Raw genomic sequence first — 17,507 nt, forward strand, 5'->3', positions numbered from 1 at the left:
GTGCAGACTCAAGACGACAAGCCGAAATGCCAAGTTTTCGGGCAGCGGCGACCCTTCAAGTTCAGCCCTCAAATCACCGGCCCAGTGCGGAACAAGTAACCCATGCCGAGTTGCCGATAAATCGCAGCGTTGACCCTTCAAGTTCAGCCCCGCTCAAGCTTCGCCAAACTCAGCATCAGCCACTTCATGCCTTGGCGGCCGAAGTTGATTTGAATTCTTTGGTCGTCACCCTCGCCCTCATAAGCCACCACTACACCGCTACCAAACTTGGCATGATTCACACCCGTGCCGATGTCGTAGGGTCGCTTGGCGGCTTTGTTGCTGTAACCCACGTTGAGCGTTTTATTTTGCCCCCACACTTTGGAATCCAGTGCATCCCAGCCTTGGCTGGCAATGTGCGCGCGTTTCGGCGTTAACCATTTCAACACCTCCTCTGGCAATTCGTCCAGAAAACGTGAGCGCAGGTGATATCGAATTTGCCCGTGCAACATGCGCTGCTGCGCGTGGCTTAAAAACAGCTGTTCTCGTGCGCGGGTAATGGCAACGTACATCAGCCGGCGCTCTTCTTCTACCGCCTCAACACTGGTGCCATCGCCACCCTCTACGGAATTGCCAATGCTGTTTTCATGTGGAAACAGGCCTTCTTCAAGACCAGTTACAAAGACGCACTTGAATTCCAGACCCTTGGCGGAATGCGCAGTCATCAGCTGAATGGCTTCTTGCCCTGCAGCGGCGGCATTATCGCCTGCTTCAAGCGAGGCATGGGAAAGAAAGTCCGCCAGGGGGGTAATCAACTTTTCCTCATCCACCATGGTCGCGGCAGCGTCTTGGTAATAACCTTCAGCAATCGCAAAGGAAGCGGCCGCGTTCACCAATTCTTTCAAGTTTTCCACGCGGTCTTCACCGTCTTTGTCGGCCTGAAAATGCGCCACCAAGCCCGATTCATTAATGACCTTGTCAACCAGGTCAGCCAAGCTTAGGCCCCGGGTTTCAAAGCGCATGCGCTCAATCAAATCCGCAAATTTTTTCAATCCCGCCTGCGCCCGCCCTTCCAGGCGGTGAATGGCTCGGTAAAGCGATGTGGCTTGTGCAGTGGATATGTCTTGCAATTGTTCAACGCTGCGTGCGCCAATACCACGCGCAGGAAAATTCACTACGCGTGAGAAGGAATTGTCATCGTCGGCGTTGTCCATCAAACGCAAATACGCCAGCGCATGCTTAATTTCTGCACGTTCAAAAAACCGCAAACCACCATACACACGGTAAGGCATGCCCGCATTGAACAAGGCTTGTTCAACAACCCGGGATTGCGCATTGGAGCGGTACAGAATTGCAATGTCCGACCGACCGTAGCCTTCTTCAAGCACCAGCTTCTTGATTCGGTCAATGATGAAAGCTGCCTCATCCTGGTCGCTGGTGGCCTCATACACCCGAATCGCCTCACCTTCACCAGCTTCGGTCCACAACTCTTTGCCCAGACGAGCCTTGTTGTGTGCAATCAGCACGTTGGCGGCTTTCAGCACATTGCCCACCGAACGGTAGTTTTGCTCCAGTTTGATGCGATTTTGCACATTGAAATCATTTTCAAACTGCACCATATTGGCCACGCGCGCACCGCGAAAAGCGTAAATGGACTGGTCATCGTCGCCCACTGCGAAGATGCAACCTTGCGATCCAGCCAAGCGTTTCAACCAGTTGTATTGCAGGCTGTTGGTGTCTTGAAACTCGTCCACCAAAATGTATTTAAATCGAGCCTGGTAGTGTTCCCGCAGCGCAGGGTTGGCGCCCAACAATTCGAAGGAACGCAACAGCAGCTCAGCAAAGTCCACCACACCTTCACGCTGGCACTGGGCTTCATAAGCCTCATACAGGCGAACCATCATGCGGTGGTATTCGTCGTGCGCCTCTACGTCTTTGGGGCGCAAACCTTGATCTTTCGCGGAACCGACGAAGTAGCTCAGTTGCTTCGGCGGAAATTTTTCAGCATCTATGCCCAGCACTTTGTACATGCGCTTGATTGCCGACAATTGGTCTTGCATGTCCAGAATTTGAAAAGCCTGAGGTAAACCAGCTTCCTTCCAGTGCGCGCGCAACATGCGGTTGCACAAGCCGTGAAAAGTACCCACCCACATGCTGCGGGTGTTAATGGGCAGCATGCTTGAAATGCGGTGAAGCATTTCCTTGGCCGCCTTGTTGGTGAAGGTAACCGCCAACACCCCATTGGGGCCCACCTGCCCGGTTTGAATCAACCAGGCAATGCGCGCTGTCAGCACCTTGGTTTTGCCGCTGCCTGCCCCCGCCAGAATCAGTGCCGATTCACGGGGCAAGGTGACGGCTGCCAGTTGTTCAGGGTTCAGACTATCGAGTAAAGACACGGCTTCTCACATCAAAAATGGGTTTTGCTGTTGATTTTAACAGTGATTGCCCCACCCGCCCTGCCCGTAAAAACGAAAAGCCCGATATAATGACCGATTGGCCTGCCCCACCCGGCAAGGCCCCGCCCGCATTCAAAACTCACACCCAAGTTTCAACGCACCATGTTCGACAAATACGCCGCCCAAGACATTGAGAATGCCGTTCAAGGCCAATGGAAAGAATCGGACGCCTACAGGGCCGAGGCTTTCGCAAAAGATGCAAGCGGCAAACTAAAGCCCAAGTACTACTGCGTTTCCATGCTGCCATACCCAAGCGGCAAGCTGCACATGGGCCATGTGCGCAACTACACCATCAACGATGTGATGATTCGCCAAAAGCGCATGAAGGGCTACAACACCTTGATGCCCATGGGTTGGGATGCGTTCGGCATGCCAGCTGAAAACGCAGCGATGGCCAACGGCAAGCCGCCCGCAGCCTGGACGTACAGCAACATTGATTACATGAAAAAACAGATGGAATCGATGGGTTTGGCGATTGACTGGTCCAAGGAAGTAGCCACCTGCAAACCCGATTACTACAAGTGGAACCAGTGGTTGTTTTTGAAGATGCTTGAGAAAGGCATTGTGTACAAGAAAACAGGTACCGTGAACTGGGACCCGATTGACCAAACCGTGCTGGCCAATGAACAGGTCATTGACGGCAAAGGCTGGCGCTCGGGCGCTGTGGTTGAAAAGCGAGATATCCCCATGTATTACATGGCGATTACCGATTACGCCGATGTGTTGCTCGAGGATTTGAATGGCCTGCAGTGGCCAGAGCGCGTCAAAGTGATGCAGGAAAACTGGATTGGCAAATCCACCGGCGTGCGTTTTGCTTTCCCGCATGAAATCAAAAATGCTGCGGGTGAATTGGTTCAAGACGGAAAACTGTATGTGTTCACCACACGCGCCGACACCATCATGGGCGTCACCTTCTGCGCCGTGGCCGCCGAACACCCGCTGGCCTCACTGGCTGCTGATAGCAACCCTGAACTGCAAACCTTCATTGCTGAATGCAAGGCTGGCGGCGTGGCCGAGGCTGACATGGCCACCATGGAAAAGAAAGGCATGCCCACTGGCCTGAGCGTAACGCACCCACTGACCGGCGAAAGCGTGCCAGTTTGGGTGGGCAACTATGTGCTGATGAGCTACGGCGACGGCGCTGTAATGGGCGTGCCTGCGCACGATGAGCGCGACTTTGCGTTTGCCTTGAAATACGGCATAGCGATCAAGCAAGTCATCGACGTGAAAGGCGAAGTATTCAACAACGCCGAATGGGCTGAATGGTACGGCGACAAAGAACGCGGTGTTTGCGTGGCCAGCGGCCCGCTGGATGGTTTGAATTACACCGCAGCCGTCGACAAAGTTGCCGAGCTTTTGGCCGCAAAAGGCATTGGCGAAAAACGCATTCAGTTCCGCCTGCGCGACTGGGGCATTTCACGCCAGCGCTACTGGGGCACCCCCATTCCCATGATTTACTGCGACACCTGTGGAGATGTTCCCGTACCTGAAGCAGACCTGCCCGTGGTGCTGCCCGAAGACCTGGTGCCCGATGGCAGCGGCAACCCGTTGGCCAAAAGCGCTGCATTCTATGAATGCAAATGCCCCAAGTGCGGTAAACCCGCGCGCCGTGAAACAGACACCATGGACACCTTCGTCGATTCCAGCTGGTATTTCACGCGTTATGTTTGTAACGACGCAAACACGATGACTGACGAACGCAGCGATTACTGGATGCCCATGGACCAGTACATCGGCGGCATTGAACATGCCATTTTGCACCTGCTTTACAGTCGCTTCTGGACCAAGGTCATGAACGACCTGGGCCTCGTGAAATTCCGTGAGCCCGCCACCGCCCTGCTCACCCAAGGCATGGTGCTGAACGACACCTATTACACCGAAGAGGCCAATGGCAAGAAAACCTGGATCAACCCGGCCGATGTATCGGTTGAGTTTGACGACAAGGGTCGGCCTGTCTCTGCAAAACTCAGCAACAGTGGAGCACCCGTGCACATTGGTGGTGTTGAGAAAATGTCGAAGTCGAAAAACAACGGCATCGACCCACAAGCCCTGATCGATCAGTATGGTGCCGACACAGCACGTTTGTTCACCATGTTTGCAGCACCGCCCGAACAAAGCCTGGAGTGGAGCGATTCTGGCGTAGAAGGCGCACACCGTTTCCTGAAACGCCTGTATCAACTGGCACTGAATCAGCAAGTGGCCATTAAGGCCCAACCCGTTTTAAACACTGCAGAATTGAGCAAAGCGGCTCAGAACACTCGCCGCGATGTACATGAAATTTTGAAACAGGCCAACTTTGACTACGATCGCCACCAGTACAACACCGTGGTGTCTGCCGGCATGAAAATGTTGAACACGCTGGATGCATTTGCAAGTGAAACAAACACGCCAGCAGACCATGCCGTACTGGCAGAAGGCTTGAGCATTTTATTGCGTGTGCTGTACCCGATTGTGCCGCACATCACCTGCCACTTGTGGAGCAGCCTGAGTTACAGCGCAGCTCACGGTGAGCTTCTGGATGCACCATGGCCCGAAGTTGACGAGAAAGCCTTGGTGCGCTCAGAACTCACCCTGATGGTACAAGTGAACGGCAAACTGCGAGGCAGCATTGAAGTAGCCGCCGACGCAGATAAAGCCAGCATCGAGAGTACTGCATTGGCCAGTGAAGCTGCGCAAAAATTCATGGAAGGAAAACCGGCCAAAAAAGTGATTGTGGTACCTGGCAAACTGGTCAACATCGTTGTTTAAGATCGACCTCAACAACAAGCGAGTCTTTATGAAACGTTTCTTTCAAACCATCGCCCTGCTGGCAACAACATTGGCGCTGACAGCCTGCGGCTTTCAGTTGCGTGGCCAGTACAACTTCGACTTTGAAAAAATCGAGTTGCGCGGCATGGAGAATTCAGAAATGAACCGCAACATGGACTTGCAACTTCAAATTCTGAACCTGAAGGTAAACCCGCCTGAAGGTGCGCCCTTGAAGTTAAATTTGATCAGCGAAACGCGCGACCGCAGCATTGTCACCTTTAGTGCCACAGGCCGTGCGCGCGAGGTTCGAATTACCTATGAATTGTTGTATAGCGTGGTGGACAAAAACGGCGACTTCCTGATTGCCACCAGCCAACTGAGCCAAAGGCGCGAACTCACCTACACCGACGATCAAATTTTGGGCAAGGAAGCCGAGGAAAACCAGCTTTACACCGAAATGCAGCGCGACATCGCGCGCCAAATTACCGGGCGGCTAAGCGCCTTGCAATTGGGATCAAAAGGGCAAGCAGCAAAGTGAAACAGATTGCGCTTGACACTTGGTTAAACGAAGGCGCAAACACCGCTTTGCCTCAACTGCTGTGCGTATTCACCGATGAACCGCTTTTTGCAACCCAAGCCGCCGACCTGTACCGCCAGCGACTGAAAAAACAAACCGATTACCAGCGCCAAATTGTGGAAGTAGATCGGCAATTTGACCCGCAAGAGTTTTTGTCATTGTTTGCTGAAGCATCATTGTTTGGCGACGTTTCGCTGGTTGATTTGAGAATCAATCAACCCAAACTCGGCAAAGAAGCGGCAGAGGCCTTGGCCAAAGCAGCCCAGTGGATCGCTGCAGGTGATACCGGGCATTACCTGCTGGTGAATGCTCCGAAACTGAGCAAAACCCAGGAAAAAAGTGCTGGTTTTGCAGAATTGCTGGCCAAAGGCACCGAGATTGCCTGCCGCCCAGTGGGCGCCGACACCCTACCCGGCTGGATAGCACAAGCCGCCAAACGCAAAGGCGTACAATTAAACCGTGAAACTTGTAGTTGGCTGGCCGAGAAAACCGAGGGTAACCTGCTGGTGGCGCATCAAACCATTGAAAAGCTGGCACTTGAACACCAGGGGGCCGTGGACATTGAACAGGTGCAAGGCATGGTTGCCAATTCGGCGCGTTTCAATGTGTTCGATTTGGGCGGCAGCCTGCTGGCCGGGGACGCAAAACGAATTACCCGAATGATGGAAGCTTGGAAGCCGAAGGGGAGGCCCCCACTTTGGTACTTTGGGCCTTGCAAGAGGAGATTCGTGCCATTCGCGACACACAGCAGGCCATACGGCGTGGAATGTCTTTGTCGGATGCCTGCCGACAAAATAGAATTTGGGGACAAAGGCAAAACCACATTGCGGCCGCCCTGAAACGCCACAACCCTGGCAGCCTTCAAAAACTGACCGCTTGGTGTTATGCCGCTGAAAAAACCATCAAAGGCATGAAACAGGGCAACCCCTGGACCCTCTTTGAGATTATCGGCCTGGGTGTGGCGGGCATAGAACCGCCCGAATTGTGGACCAGTTGAATCAATCGTACCGAACGATAGTACAGAGTAAGCAATATGAGCATTGAAGAACAAATTCTGGCCATTGGCAAAAAGGCCCGCGCAGCCGCTGTTTACATGGCCAAAGCCAACACGCACGCGAAAAACGCAGCATTGCTTGAAACAGCCAAACTGATTCGCGCCAACAAAGCTGCGCTGACCCAGGCCAATCAAGCCGACATGGCGCAAGCCCAAGCGAATGGTCTGGACGCAGCGTTGCTTGATCGCCTGGCATTAAGCGACAAGGCCATTGAAACCATGGCAGAAGGCTTGGAGCAAATTGCCCAGTTGCCTGATCCGATCGGGGAAATGACGGATTTCAAAAACCGCCCGACTGGTATTCAGGTGGGTAAAATGCGCGTCCCCTTGGGCGTCATCGGCATTATTTATGAAAGCCGCCCGAATGTTACGGTGGATGCCGCCGGCTTGTGTATTAAATCGGGCAACAGCACCATTTTGCGTGGTGGCTCAGAAGCGTTCCGTTGCAACCAGGCCTTGGCTGCAATCGTTGCACAAGGTTTGGAGGCAGCAGGCTTGCCCGCTGATGCCGTTCAAGTGATCGACACCACGGACCGCGCTGCCGTGGGCACATTGATCACCATGACTGAATATGTGGACGTGATTGTGCCACGTGGCGGCAAAGGCTTGATTGAGCGGATTTCCCGCGATGCGAAGGTGCCAGTAATCAAGCACCTGGATGGCATTTGCCATGTTTTCATTGATGAGTCTGCAAACCTAAGCCATGCAGCCAACATTGCCGAGAACGCGAAAACCCACCGGTATGGTACCTGCAACACCATGGAAACTTTGCTGGTTCACGCCCACGTGGCCAAACCCGCCTTGGCGGAACTTGCGCAGCGTTACGCAGCCAAAGGCGTCGAACTTCGCGGCTGCAAACGAACCATGGCGCTGTTACCCAGTGTAAAAGCGGCCACCGAGGAAGACTGGAGCACTGAATACCTCGCACCAATTTTGTCAATCAAAGTGGTCGACAGTCTGGACGAGGCCATCGCCCACATCAACCAATACGGGTCGCACCACACCGACTGCATCGTGACCGAAAACCACAGCCACGCCATGCGCTTTATTCGGGAAGTGGATTCCGCCTCTGTGATGGTCAATGCATCAACCCGTTTTGCTGACGGATTTGAATATGGCTTGGGTGCCGAAATCGGCATCTCCACCGATAAAATTCATGCGCGTGGCCCGGTCGGCCTTGAGGGCCTGACCAGCCAAAAGTACGTGGTGTTTGGCCACGGCGAAACAAGAAACTGATTGATTAAAACCAACTGGAGCAGTACATGGACGGTTACCTGTGGGTGAAAGCCTTTCACATTTTGTTTGTCGCTTCCTGGTTTGCGGGTTTGTTTTACCTGCCCAGAATTTTCGTAAACCTGGCCATGGAAACGGAGCCAGCCGCCACAGCGCGCTTGCTGGAAATGGCGAAAAAACTTTACAAATTCATGACCCTTCTGGCCATTCCAGCCTTGTTGCTGGGTTTCGCGCTGGTGGGGGTATACCAAATTGGCGTGGGCGGGCAAAGTGGCTGGCTACACGCAAAAATTTTCGTTGTTTTCGCCATTGCCGGTTACCACTACAGCTGCGGTCGCATTCTGCGCAAATTTGAAGCAGGCCAAAACACACGCAGTCACACTTACTTCCGGTGGTTCAATGAGGTGCCCGTGGTACTCATGACCATCGCCATCATCCTGGTGGTAGTCAAACCTTTCTAATTTTTTAAAAGCAATTCATGCCCTATTCAAGCCCGAATCATTCCAAGCCGAATAACGCCGGCAAACCCGCCGGTCAGCAACACAACTCGACCAAGCAGAGTGTGTTCAACTGTTTTGCAAGCTGCCCGCGTGGCCTGGAAGAAATTCTGGTGGCTGAACTGGAAACCATGGGTGCTCAAAAAACCCGTGCAGTAACCGGTGGCTGTACATTCGAAGCCAGCTGGCGCCAAGCCACCCGCATGACCTACTGGACCCGTTTTGCAGGCCGCATTGGGCTTGAATTGGCGAGGGGAGAATGCAGCAATGAAGAACAGTTTTACAACATCGCCAAGTCGGTTGACTGGTACAACTGGTTCAAGCTGTCTAACACCTTCCGGGTTGACCTGAATAATCTGGGAGCCGACATTCAAAGCGTTCGCTTCACACAGCTTCGCCTGAAAGACGCCGTATGCGATTCATTCCTTGAGCGTTTCGACGAACGCCCGAACGTCAGTGTTGAAGCACCGGATGTACGAATTTTCGCAGCCATCAGTCCTACTGAAGCCATGGTGTACATAGACCTGGCTGGTGAAAACCTGTTTAAGCGCGGCTGGCGCGAAGAAGCCGGTGTGGCACCACTGAAAGAAAACCTGGCCGCCGGCCTGTGGCACATTGCACGCCAAAGCGAAGCCGGCAAAAATGCCGATGTGTTTCTCGACCCGTTTTGCGGCAGCGGTACCTTGGTGATCGAATCACTTTCGCAGCTGTGCGATCGTGCCCCTGGCCTGGAGCGCCCATTCGCTTTTGAGAACCTGAAACCCTTCACCCCCGAGTGGGGCAAAGAACTTCAAGAAGATGCCAACCGGCGCTTCAATGCTGGTCTGGATAAGGCGCTTACCTCACCCTACTTCCACTGGTATGCCAGCGACATCACTGAACTGCTGATCGACATTGCTCAAGAAAATTTGGTGCGTGCCGGTTTCGAAGAACTTCTTGATGCCGGTATTGTGCAGTTTGCACAACGCGATGCGCTCACTGTTGAGCCACCCGCACCCGCAGGCATCGTGTTCAGCAACCCCCCCTATGGTGAACGTGTACGCGCCAAGGGTGCAGATGTACCTGAAGACGAGGCCTACGAACGATTGTTCAAAGCCTATGGCGATCATCTGAAAATGAATTTTTCAGGCTGGACGGCCTTCTTGTTCTCAGGCGACCTGGAAATCAAGAAAACCTTGGGATTAAGCCCCAAACGTAAACGCCCATTGTTTAACGGACCGATTGAATGTCGGCTGTTTGAAATTCCGCTGACCCGCGGTGTGTATCGACCTAGGGCCAACGGTGAACTTGCTGCCAATCCAATCACGGAACAACCCCAAGCCGGCAACAGCACAGAAGACTGAATAACGCTGAAATTACTCTGCCAACAACTTGGCGATATCAGCTTTTAAATCTGCAGGCTTGGTGGTGGGGGCGTAACGGTCATACACCTCACCATTTTTGCGAACCAAAAACTTGGTGAAATTCCACTTGATGGCCTCGGTGCCCAAAATGCCCTTGGCTTGCGAAGTCAGGTATTTGAACAATGGATGGGCATCGCTGCCTTTTACATCCACCTTCTCTGCCATCAAAAAATCAACGCCGTAATTCTTCTGGCAAAAGCTGGCAATTACCTCTTCAGTACCCGGTTCCTGGCCCCCGAACTGATTGCAGGGAAAACCGATAATCACCAAGCCCTTCTGGCCCAATTCTTTGTGCAGTTCCTGCAAACCTTCGTACTGCGGCGTGAAACCACACTTGCTGGCCGTGTTCACAATCAACAGAACCTTGCCTTGAAAATCCGCGAGGCTCAGCGGCTTACCGTCGAGGGTTTTGCTTGAAAACTCGTACACATTGCTTGCCATGGAAATTGCCTCTCAAGGGTTTGTTGAAAAGCAAGTTTACCTGCAAACCCAATTTGCTCAAGGCTGGTTCGAGCCCGAAATCACACTCATCGCCACTTCTCGAGTAATCCTTCCAGTCATCAAAAGCCGTTGCACCGCCTGCTCCATGGTCTGCATGCCATGCTGAGAACCCGTTTGAATCGACGACAGCATTTGCGCCACCTTGCCTTCACGAATCAAATTTCGAATCGGCGGCGTGGCCATCATGATTTCATGCGCAGCAACACGCCCGCCCCCCTGCTTTTTCAGCAGGGTTTGACAAATTACGGCACGCAGCGATTCCGACAACATGGCGCGCACCATGCTTTTGTCAGCCGATGGGAATGCATCAATAATACGGTCGATGGTTTTGGGTGCAGAGGAAGTGTGCAAGGTGGCAAAAACCAGGTGCCCGGTTTCAGCTGCGGTCAAGGCCAGTTGAATGGTTTCAAGATCACGCATTTCGCCAACCAGAATTACATCCGGGTCCTCTCGCAAGGCAGAGCGCAAAGCTGCACCAAATGAATGGGTGTGCTCACCCAACTCGCGTTGGTTAATCACACAGTTCATCGGTGTGTGCGTAAATTCAATCGGGTCCTCAATGGTCAGAATATGCGCCTTCTGGTTGCGGTTTACATCATCCACCATCGCGGCCAAGGTGGTACTTTTGCCCGAGCCGGTGGGACCGGTAACCAGTACCAGACCATTGGGCTCACGCGCTATTTGACGAAACACGGCGGGTGCCTCCAGTTCCTCCAGCGTTTTTACTCGGCTGGGCACCACCCGAAATGCCGCCGATGCACCCCTGCTCTGCATGAATGCGTTTACCCGAAAACGCGACAAACCATCCACTGAAAAACTGTAATCACATTCATGCGACTGTTCCCAGCCTTGCCATTGCGCTTCTGTCATCGACCCCTGAATCAGTCGATAAATCTCACGGTGTCCCAACACAGATTCACTCAGTTTGCGCATTTCACCGTTTACACGGATCATCGGTGGCATGTCTGCCGACAAATGCAAATCCGATGCATGCTCTTCAACAGCCCAGGTTAACAACTCGGTTAGTGTCATGTGGCTATAATCTCCCTTTAAGCATTGAATTGATGCACCATGAGCCGAGCCACACAATTGGCTGAAATTCAAAACCGAATCACAGCCGCATGCCACAAAGCGGGTCGACCGGGTTCAGCGGTCAAGCTGCTAGCGGTCAGTAAAACTTTTCCCTTGAGCGATATCCTTGAGTTTTACAGCTGCGGGCAAACAGCCTTTGGTGAAAATTACCTGCAGGAAGCGCTGGACAAAATCACCCAGCTGGCTGATCACCCCAATGCGCAAACAATGAATGCCAACCTTGAATGGCATTTCATCGGGCCCATACAAAGCAATAAAACCAAACCAATTGCAGAAAACTTCTCCTGGGTGCACAGCGTTGACCGCTTGAAAATTGCGCAACGCTTGTCAGATCAACGCCCAGAAAACCTCCCACCCTTGAATGTGCTGGTACAAATCAATACCTCGGGCGAAGACAGCAAATCCGGTGTCAGTCCAGCGCTCGCGATTGACTTGTGCCATCAAATTCATGGCATGAAAAACATGGCGCTGCGCGGCCTCATGACCATTCCCAGCAACACAGACAACACCGATCAATTGAAATCTGAATTTTTAGAATGTAAGTCGGTTTTCGATTCGCTCAATTCAAACGGCCTGAGCCTGGACACGCTTTCAATGGGCATGTCCGCAGACCTGGAGTTGGCGATTGAATGCGGCTCAAGCTGCGTGCGCGTGGGTTCAGCCCTGTTTGGTGCACGCGACTATTCAAAATAAACACACGGAATCACTATGCAGAACACTCTATTCATTGGCGGCGGCAACATGGCATTTGCCATTCTTGGCGGATTGATTGGCAGTGGCATACCTGCCAGCACATTTCATGTGATTGATCCCAGCCCGGACGCGGCTGCAAAAATGTCCACTTTGAATATTCAGTGCACCACCGATTGGCCAAGCAACTTCACCCCGGCAATCGTGGTGCTCGCCGTAAAACCTCAATTGATGCAAAGCGTACTGAACAGCCAAGCAGCCCATTTGAAACAGGTGTTGATGGTCAGCATTGCCGCGGGTGTCAGCGTGGCTCAAATAAGGGACTGGAGCCAGCAGAACGATGCACGCGTGGTGCGCTGCATGCCCAACACCCCCGCCTTGGTCTCGCAGGGTATCTCAGGCCTGTTTTTCACCGCGAATTGTTCTGCAGAAGATCGCAGTATTGCCCAGCAAATTTTCAGTAGTTGTGGCGAAGTGCTGGTGCTGAACCAAGAAGATGAAATCAATGCTGTAACAGCCATTTCAGGCAGTGGTCCTGGCTATGTGTTTTTTATGATGGAAGCCTTGGCCATAGCCGCGAAAAACCTGGGATTCAATGAAACGCAGGCCAACTTGTTGGTGAGCCAAACTTTTTTGGGTGCCGCCACGCTGGCCAGGCAGTCGGATGATTCGTTTGCCACCCTGCGGGAGAAAGTCACCAGCAAAGGGGGCACCACCTTTGCCGGTCTTGAACAGTTGCGCGCGCGCGGCGTGCAGGAAGCCATAGTTAGCGCAGCCAAAGCCGCATGTGAACGTGCAGTCGAACTGCAAAAGGGTTCCAGCTAAGCAAGCACACCACAATAGGCAAGCCGCGCTTACAAATATTGAAGTACCAAGCCCGCAAACAATGCGGCGCCCAACCAGTTATTGTGAAGAAAAGCTTTAAAGCACAGCGCACGGTCGCGATTGCGGATCAGCATGAAGTGATACGCCGCAATACCCACGGCACATACCCAGCCCAACCAAAAAGCCGGGCCAAAGGCCAGTGAAGTAGCCACCCACGCCCAAATCGAAAGGCTGACTGCGTAGCACACCACAATGCCCACTACATCATATCGGCCCAGGGTAATTGCGGCGGTTTTAATGTTGAGTTTCAAATCGTCGGGCTTGTCGACCAAGGCGTATTCCGTGTCGTAAGCCACCGTCCAAAATACATTGGCTACAAACACAAGCCAGGCGTGCAGGGGCACACTGCCCTGCACCGCCACAAAAGCCATTGGAATCGAAAAACCAAAAGCAATGCCAAGGTAGGCCTGTGGCATGGGAAAAAAGCGTTTGGTAAACGGGTAGCTGCCCGCCAGGAAGGCGGCGGGAATACTCATCAAAATAACAGGCCACCCCAGGGGCAAGGTAATCAGCAAAGCCAACACTGCCAAAGCCACTGCCAGCAAAAGGGCTTCTTTCTCACCAATCCGGCCGCTGGTCAAAGGCCTGTTGCGGGTGCGCTCCACATGCAGATCAATATCGCGATCTGCATAATCGTTAATCGCACAACCCGCAGATCGCATCAACACCACGCCAGCGACAAATATCAGAAGCACATGCCAAGGCGGCATGCCCTCGGCTGCCATCCACAAGCCCCATAGCGTGGGCCACATCAACAGCAAAATCCCGATAGGCTTGTCCAAACGCAGAAGCAAGTAATAGTCTCGCAGGCGCGCCTTGTTCAAAGCGAACATCAATTAACGCACCATTTGGGGTGCATCCAGAAACTCAACACCATTCAGGTCGCATTCCATGATTGCATCGCGCAAAGCCTCCAAGGCCTCACGCCGCCCAAAACTTTTTCGCCACACCAGCGCGACCGTGCGGCGCGTGTCGTCGTCGGCCAGCGGAATGTAAGTCAACAAACTTTCCTTGGGAACGGGGTTAGGTACAGAACTTGAAGGCAACACGGTAATGCCCACACCCGAGGCAACCATGTGGCGAATCGTCTCTAGCGAACTTCCCTCGAAAGTACGCTGAATGCCTTCAGACGATTGCGAGAATCGGGACAGTTCCGGGCACACACCCAAGACCTGGTCCCTGAAACAGTGCCCAGTGCCGAGCAACAGCATGTTCTCGCTGCGAAGGTCATCCGACTTGATCGCTTTTTCGTTGGCCCAACGGTGAGACTTCGGCAAAGCCACCATGAAGCTCATCATACAAAGGCTGAATCACAAAACCCGATTCATTGATCGGCAAGGCCAACACCGCCACATCGATTTCGCCCTGTTTCAACAACTCAAGCAGGCGCACCGTGAAATTTTCTTGCAACACCAGCGGCATGGAAGGCACACGCTGAATCATGCTGGAAACCAGGCCTGGCAACAAATAGGGGCCAATCGTGTAAATGACACCGACCCGAAGCGGGCCTGCCAACGGGTCCATCCCCTGCTGTGCAATGCTCTTGATGGCAGAAGCCTCTTCAAGCACACGCTGCGCCTGAACCACAATGCGCTCACCCACTGGTGTCAACGACACCTCGTTGGAACCCCTTTCAAACAGGGACACACTCAGTTCTTCTTCCAGTTTTTTGATGGCCACAGACAAGGTGGGCTGGCTGACAAAACAGGCGTCCGCGGCGCGGCCGAAATGCTTTTCGCGGGCCAAAGCGACTATGTACTTGAGTTCGGTGAGGGTCATTTAATTTTGCTATCAAAACTGCGAGTGTAATTATTATTGCAAACACGGCCCTATCAAGCAACAGATCTTTTGTTGTAAACCCTAAAGCCGCATGGGCAAAATCACCATTTGCTGGCCTGCATTGTGCAAACGGCGTTGAAGTTCCAACGCAGCCTGGTTGTGCAAAAAGCGGGTCAGAATATTTTCATTTTCAAATACGAGTTTGCTGGTGAAGAAAATTGCGTTGGGGTGATTATCGGCCACTACTTTCGCCAAGTTCGTCAACTCTTCAACCGCATCCGTTCCAAACGAAAGGTAGCTCTTGGCGCGCAAGCCATGGCTGCGGCAAAAATTAACAAAGTAATTCAAAGAGACTGACGCATCCACACGCATGGCCTCCAGCGCCTCTCGTCCTCCGTAAGCCTTGGAATCAACAGTGCGAGCGTTCATGAACACAAAATTCTGAAAGTGGTTGGGAAACATGCGCTGCACCCAAAGCAAAGCATGCAAGCCACCCCCGCGGCTATTGCCCACAATGAATACCGCCGTGTTGCCATCAGGAATCAACTCGGGTGGCGAATGTGCCGAGCCATATTGGGCCATGGCAAACACCTCATCAATCTTCGCGATCTTATCCTTGGTATCCCGGTAGTGGTTGCGCACCCACAAGCACACCAACACCACCACCGTGGTGATCAGCATGGTGATCCATCCACCTTGAAAAAACTGGGTAATGATGGTGCCCAACAAAATGGATGCGGAAACAGCAAAGCCGAGCGAGGCCGACAAAATGCCTTTGATGAAACGTTTCTCATGGCGATTTTTAAGCCAGTAAACGCACAGCCCCAACATGGACAGGCTGAATACAATAAACACATTGATGGAAAACAGCACCACCAACAAGTCCACATTCGCATCGCTCAGGTAAATAGCCACCAAGGCCAAACCACCCATCAGCATGATGCCGTTCTTGGTCACAAAACGGTTGGACAAATAACGAAACTGGTGGGGCAACCAGGAATCAATCGCCATGGTCGACAACACCCGCGGCCCCACCGCAAATGCCACATGGGCAGCCAGCAACAGCACTGCCGTTTCAAGGCCCAGCATCACCAGCAAACCCAAAATAACGTAGGGCCAGTCCCAGCCAAGGTCGGTGAATACCCTTTCAAACAGCACACCATTCAAAGCCATGGTGGGTTCAAGGTTCACGTCCCACAGTGAATACAAGGCTGCAAGACTTGCGGCAGCAAAGGCCAGGGCACAGGCGACATAGGCCAGCATTTTTCTGCGGTTCTCGCTGCTTTGCCGGTAGCGGCTTAACTGCACCGTATCGGAGGCGGCCTCAATACCGGTGTATGTGCCACCACCCAGAAAAAATCCGCGTGCAAAAATTGCCAACACCGGCAACCATCCCAAGGTACTTAAATCGGACTCGGTGGTTTCAATGCTGCGTTTTACAACCCCGCCAATGTCCTGAAAGTGATCCGAGAAACCCACCAGAATAAAAACCAGATGAGTTAACAGAAAAGCCACAAAAAGGTACTTGAAAGGTTTCAGGTTCAAGTGCCGCCCCTGAATGTGGAAATTCATCAAGGCAAGCATCAAGGCCATTGAAACCCACACGCGGTACTCGTAAAAATACGGCGGCAAAAAGCTGAACATCAAGTGGGTTGATGCGCTGATGCCCAAGGCCACCATCAACACATAGTCCACCAAGAGTGCTGCACCCGCAATCAAACCCACTTTTGGGCCAAGCAAATTGGTGGCCATGGCATAGCCGCCACCGCCTTTCGGGAAAAGCTCGGTGACACGGAAATAGGTGAGAGAAACGAGGAGAATGGACAGGGCTGTCAACAAGCCCAAAAACAACAGCAAATGGCGCGATTCGCCCAGTGCCTTGAATGACTCTTCGGGGCCGAAAGCCACTGACGCCAAACCACAGGCCCCTACTGCAACCCACGCGTATTTCTCGGAGAAAATATCATCGCGGTCATCCGCGGCAAGGGAGGTTGACGCCGAGCGCGGCACAGCAGATTGTTGACCAAGCGTGGCGTTGGCCTTGCCTGACTTCGGGGGTTGACTCATGCGTACATTGCAGCGCAACAAACAAGTCGAGTATGGTATACCGTCCCCATGAGCAACACAATGCACCTCTCGGCGTTATCATGGCAACTGAGCGAATTTAGATCCATTTACCCAAACATTAACTGCACTCAAAATGACACAAGCTACTGTTGTTTCCACCTCCAAAGCCCCCGCAGCAATCGGCCCGTACAGCCAAGCCATCAAGCTCGGTAACCTCGTATTCACCTCGGGCCAAATTGGCCTGAACCCCGCCACCGGCGACTTGGTCGGCCCCGGCACCGAAGAGCAGGCACGCCAGGCATTCAGCAACTTGAAAGCAGTGGCCGAAGAGGCAGGCGGCAGCCTGGCCAACGTGGTGAAATTCACCTTGTTTCTGACCGACCTCAGTGAATTCGCCCAAGTCAACGCCATCATGCAAGAGTACGTATCTGCCCCATTTCCCGCCCGGTCTACGGTGGGGGTGGCCAGCCTGCCCAAGGGTGCACGTTTTGAAGTTGAAGCCATTTTGGCCCTGTAACAGCCTACTCAAGTCAAACACTTGACCGC

General features: G+C 53.0%; 14 protein-coding genes and 1 pseudogene. 9 read left to right on the plus strand and 6 right to left on the minus strand.

The genetic code is table 11. The annotated features are described in order from the left end of the window. Window positions 1–143: 143 nt before the first annotated feature. Window positions 144–2,375, minus strand: a complete 2,232-nt coding sequence (locus tag BSZ31_RS16245; protein ID WP_105029625.1) for a UvrD-helicase domain-containing protein — start codon at window positions 2,373–2,375, stop codon at window positions 144–146. Window positions 2,376–2,537: 162 nt separating this feature from the next. Here BSZ31_RS16245 and leuS point away from each other — a divergent pair, with 162 nt between their 5' ends. From leuS to BSZ31_RS16275, 6 genes are all read left to right on the plus strand, one after another. Further along, window positions 2,538–5,183 (plus strand): leucine--tRNA ligase, encoded by a 2,646-nt coding sequence (gene leuS, locus BSZ31_RS16250; RefSeq protein WP_105029626.1) that lies wholly within the window; start codon window positions 2,538–2,540, stop codon window positions 5,181–5,183. Between the two features lie 28 nt (window positions 5,184–5,211). Continuing rightward, window positions 5,212–5,721 (plus strand): LPS assembly lipoprotein LptE, encoded by a 510-nt coding sequence (gene lptE / locus BSZ31_RS16255; RefSeq protein ID WP_105029627.1) that lies wholly within the window; start codon window positions 5,212–5,214, stop codon window positions 5,719–5,721. Beyond that, a complete protein-coding gene (gene holA / locus BSZ31_RS16260; protein WP_168427026.1) occupies window positions 5,718–6,599 on the plus strand; it encodes a DNA polymerase III subunit delta in 882 nt (293 codons plus the stop codon). Before lptE ends, holA begins: the two co-directional genes overlap by 4 nt. Before the next feature lie 194 nt (window positions 6,600–6,793). Further along, on the plus strand, window positions 6,794–8,050 hold the full coding sequence (locus tag BSZ31_RS16265) for a glutamate-5-semialdehyde dehydrogenase (protein WP_105029629.1): 1,257 nt from the start codon (window positions 6,794–6,796) through the stop codon (window positions 8,048–8,050). Window positions 8,051–8,076: 26 nt separating this feature from the next. Beyond that, window positions 8,077–8,508 carry a CopD family protein gene (locus BSZ31_RS16270; protein ID WP_105029630.1) on the plus strand — a complete coding sequence of 144 codons (432 nt, stop codon included), beginning with the start codon at window positions 8,077–8,079 and terminating at the stop codon, window positions 8,506–8,508. 17 nt (window positions 8,509–8,525) lie between these two features. Further along, the gene (locus BSZ31_RS16275) at window positions 8,526–9,887 is read left to right on the plus strand and encodes a class I SAM-dependent RNA methyltransferase (RefSeq protein WP_105029631.1); all 1,362 of its coding nucleotides are present in this window, start codon (window positions 8,526–8,528) and stop codon (window positions 9,885–9,887) included. A gap of 12 nt (window positions 9,888–9,899) precedes the next feature. Here the strand turns inward: BSZ31_RS16275 and BSZ31_RS16280 are convergent, their stop codons facing one another. After that, window positions 9,900–10,388, minus strand: coding sequence for a glutathione peroxidase (locus BSZ31_RS16280; protein WP_105029632.1), 489 nt, complete (start codon window positions 10,386–10,388; stop codon window positions 9,900–9,902). A gap of 57 nt (window positions 10,389–10,445) precedes the next feature. Then, on the minus strand, window positions 10,446–11,480 hold the full coding sequence (locus tag BSZ31_RS16285; RefSeq protein ID WP_105029633.1) for a type IV pilus twitching motility protein PilT: 1,035 nt from the start codon (window positions 11,478–11,480) through the stop codon (window positions 10,446–10,448). 39 nt (window positions 11,481–11,519) lie between these two features. Between BSZ31_RS16285 and BSZ31_RS16290 the strand changes: the two genes are divergently transcribed. Next, complete coding sequence (locus BSZ31_RS16290) at window positions 11,520–12,233, plus strand: YggS family pyridoxal phosphate-dependent enzyme (protein WP_105029634.1); 714 nt, start codon at window positions 11,520–11,522, stop codon at window positions 12,231–12,233. A gap of 15 nt (window positions 12,234–12,248) precedes the next feature. Further along, window positions 12,249–13,055, plus strand: a complete 807-nt coding sequence (proC, locus tag BSZ31_RS16295) for a pyrroline-5-carboxylate reductase (protein ID WP_105029635.1) — start codon at window positions 12,249–12,251, stop codon at window positions 13,053–13,055. 29 nt (window positions 13,056–13,084) lie between these two features. On the opposite strand, the gene ubiA is transcribed toward proC, so the two are convergent. The 3 genes and pseudogenes from ubiA to BSZ31_RS16310 all read right to left on the minus strand — a co-directional run bounded on the left by ubiA (window position 13,085) and on the right by BSZ31_RS16310 (window position 16,961). Next, window positions 13,085–13,948: a 4-hydroxybenzoate octaprenyltransferase gene (ubiA, locus tag BSZ31_RS16300; protein ID WP_105029636.1), complete on the minus strand. Its 864-nt coding sequence runs from the start codon at window positions 13,946–13,948 to the stop codon at window positions 13,085–13,087. Between the two features lie 3 nt (window positions 13,949–13,951). Then, window positions 13,952–14,894 (minus strand): annotated as a pseudogene (locus BSZ31_RS16305) (LysR substrate-binding domain-containing protein). Window positions 14,895–14,975: 81 nt separating this feature from the next. Then, window positions 14,976–16,961, minus strand: coding sequence for an APC family permease (locus tag BSZ31_RS16310; RefSeq protein ID WP_105029637.1), 1,986 nt, complete (start codon window positions 16,959–16,961; stop codon window positions 14,976–14,978). A gap of 133 nt (window positions 16,962–17,094) precedes the next feature. Here BSZ31_RS16310 and BSZ31_RS16315 point away from each other — a divergent pair, with 133 nt between their 5' ends. Continuing rightward, entirely contained in the window at window positions 17,095–17,478 is a 384-nt protein-coding gene (locus BSZ31_RS16315) for a RidA family protein (protein ID WP_105029638.1), read from the plus strand. Window positions 17,479–17,507 lie beyond the last annotated feature (29 nt).

The sequence above is a fragment of the Limnobacter sp. SAORIC-690 genome, from assembly GCF_002954425.1.
GTDB classification, from domain to species: domain Bacteria; phylum Pseudomonadota; class Gammaproteobacteria; order Burkholderiales; family Burkholderiaceae_B; genus Limnobacter; species Limnobacter profundi.

What these genes read in the sequence shown, in the direction of transcription:
- BSZ31_RS16315 (WP_105029638.1), top strand. Translation starts at nt 17,095, where the DNA reads ATGACACAAGCTACTGTTGTTTCCACCTCCAAAGCCCCCGCAGCAATC.
- BSZ31_RS16280 (WP_105029632.1), bottom strand. Translation starts at nt 10,388, where the DNA reads ATGGCAAGCAATGTGTACGAGTTTTCAAGCAAAACCCTCGACGGTAAG.
- BSZ31_RS16290 (WP_105029634.1), top strand. Translation starts at nt 11,520, where the DNA reads ATGAGCCGAGCCACACAATTGGCTGAAATTCAAAACCGAATCACAGCC.
- BSZ31_RS16275 (WP_105029631.1), top strand. Translation starts at nt 8,526, where the DNA reads ATGCCCTATTCAAGCCCGAATCATTCCAAGCCGAATAACGCCGGCAAA.
- proC (WP_105029635.1), top strand. Translation starts at nt 12,249, where the DNA reads ATGCAGAACACTCTATTCATTGGCGGCGGCAACATGGCATTTGCCATT.
- lptE (WP_105029627.1), top strand. Translation starts at nt 5,212, where the DNA reads ATGAAACGTTTCTTTCAAACCATCGCCCTGCTGGCAACAACATTGGCG.
- BSZ31_RS16265 (WP_105029629.1), top strand. Translation starts at nt 6,794, where the DNA reads ATGAGCATTGAAGAACAAATTCTGGCCATTGGCAAAAAGGCCCGCGCA.
- ubiA (WP_105029636.1), bottom strand. Translation starts at nt 13,948, where the DNA reads ATGTTCGCTTTGAACAAGGCGCGCCTGCGAGACTATTACTTGCTTCTG.
- leuS (WP_105029626.1), top strand. Translation starts at nt 2,538, where the DNA reads ATGTTCGACAAATACGCCGCCCAAGACATTGAGAATGCCGTTCAAGGC.
- BSZ31_RS16310 (WP_105029637.1), bottom strand. Translation starts at nt 16,961, where the DNA reads ATGAGTCAACCCCCGAAGTCAGGCAAGGCCAACGCCACGCTTGGTCAA.
- BSZ31_RS16270 (WP_105029630.1), top strand. Translation starts at nt 8,077, where the DNA reads ATGGACGGTTACCTGTGGGTGAAAGCCTTTCACATTTTGTTTGTCGCT.
- BSZ31_RS16285 (WP_105029633.1), bottom strand. Translation starts at nt 11,480, where the DNA reads ATGACACTAACCGAGTTGTTAACCTGGGCTGTTGAAGAGCATGCATCG.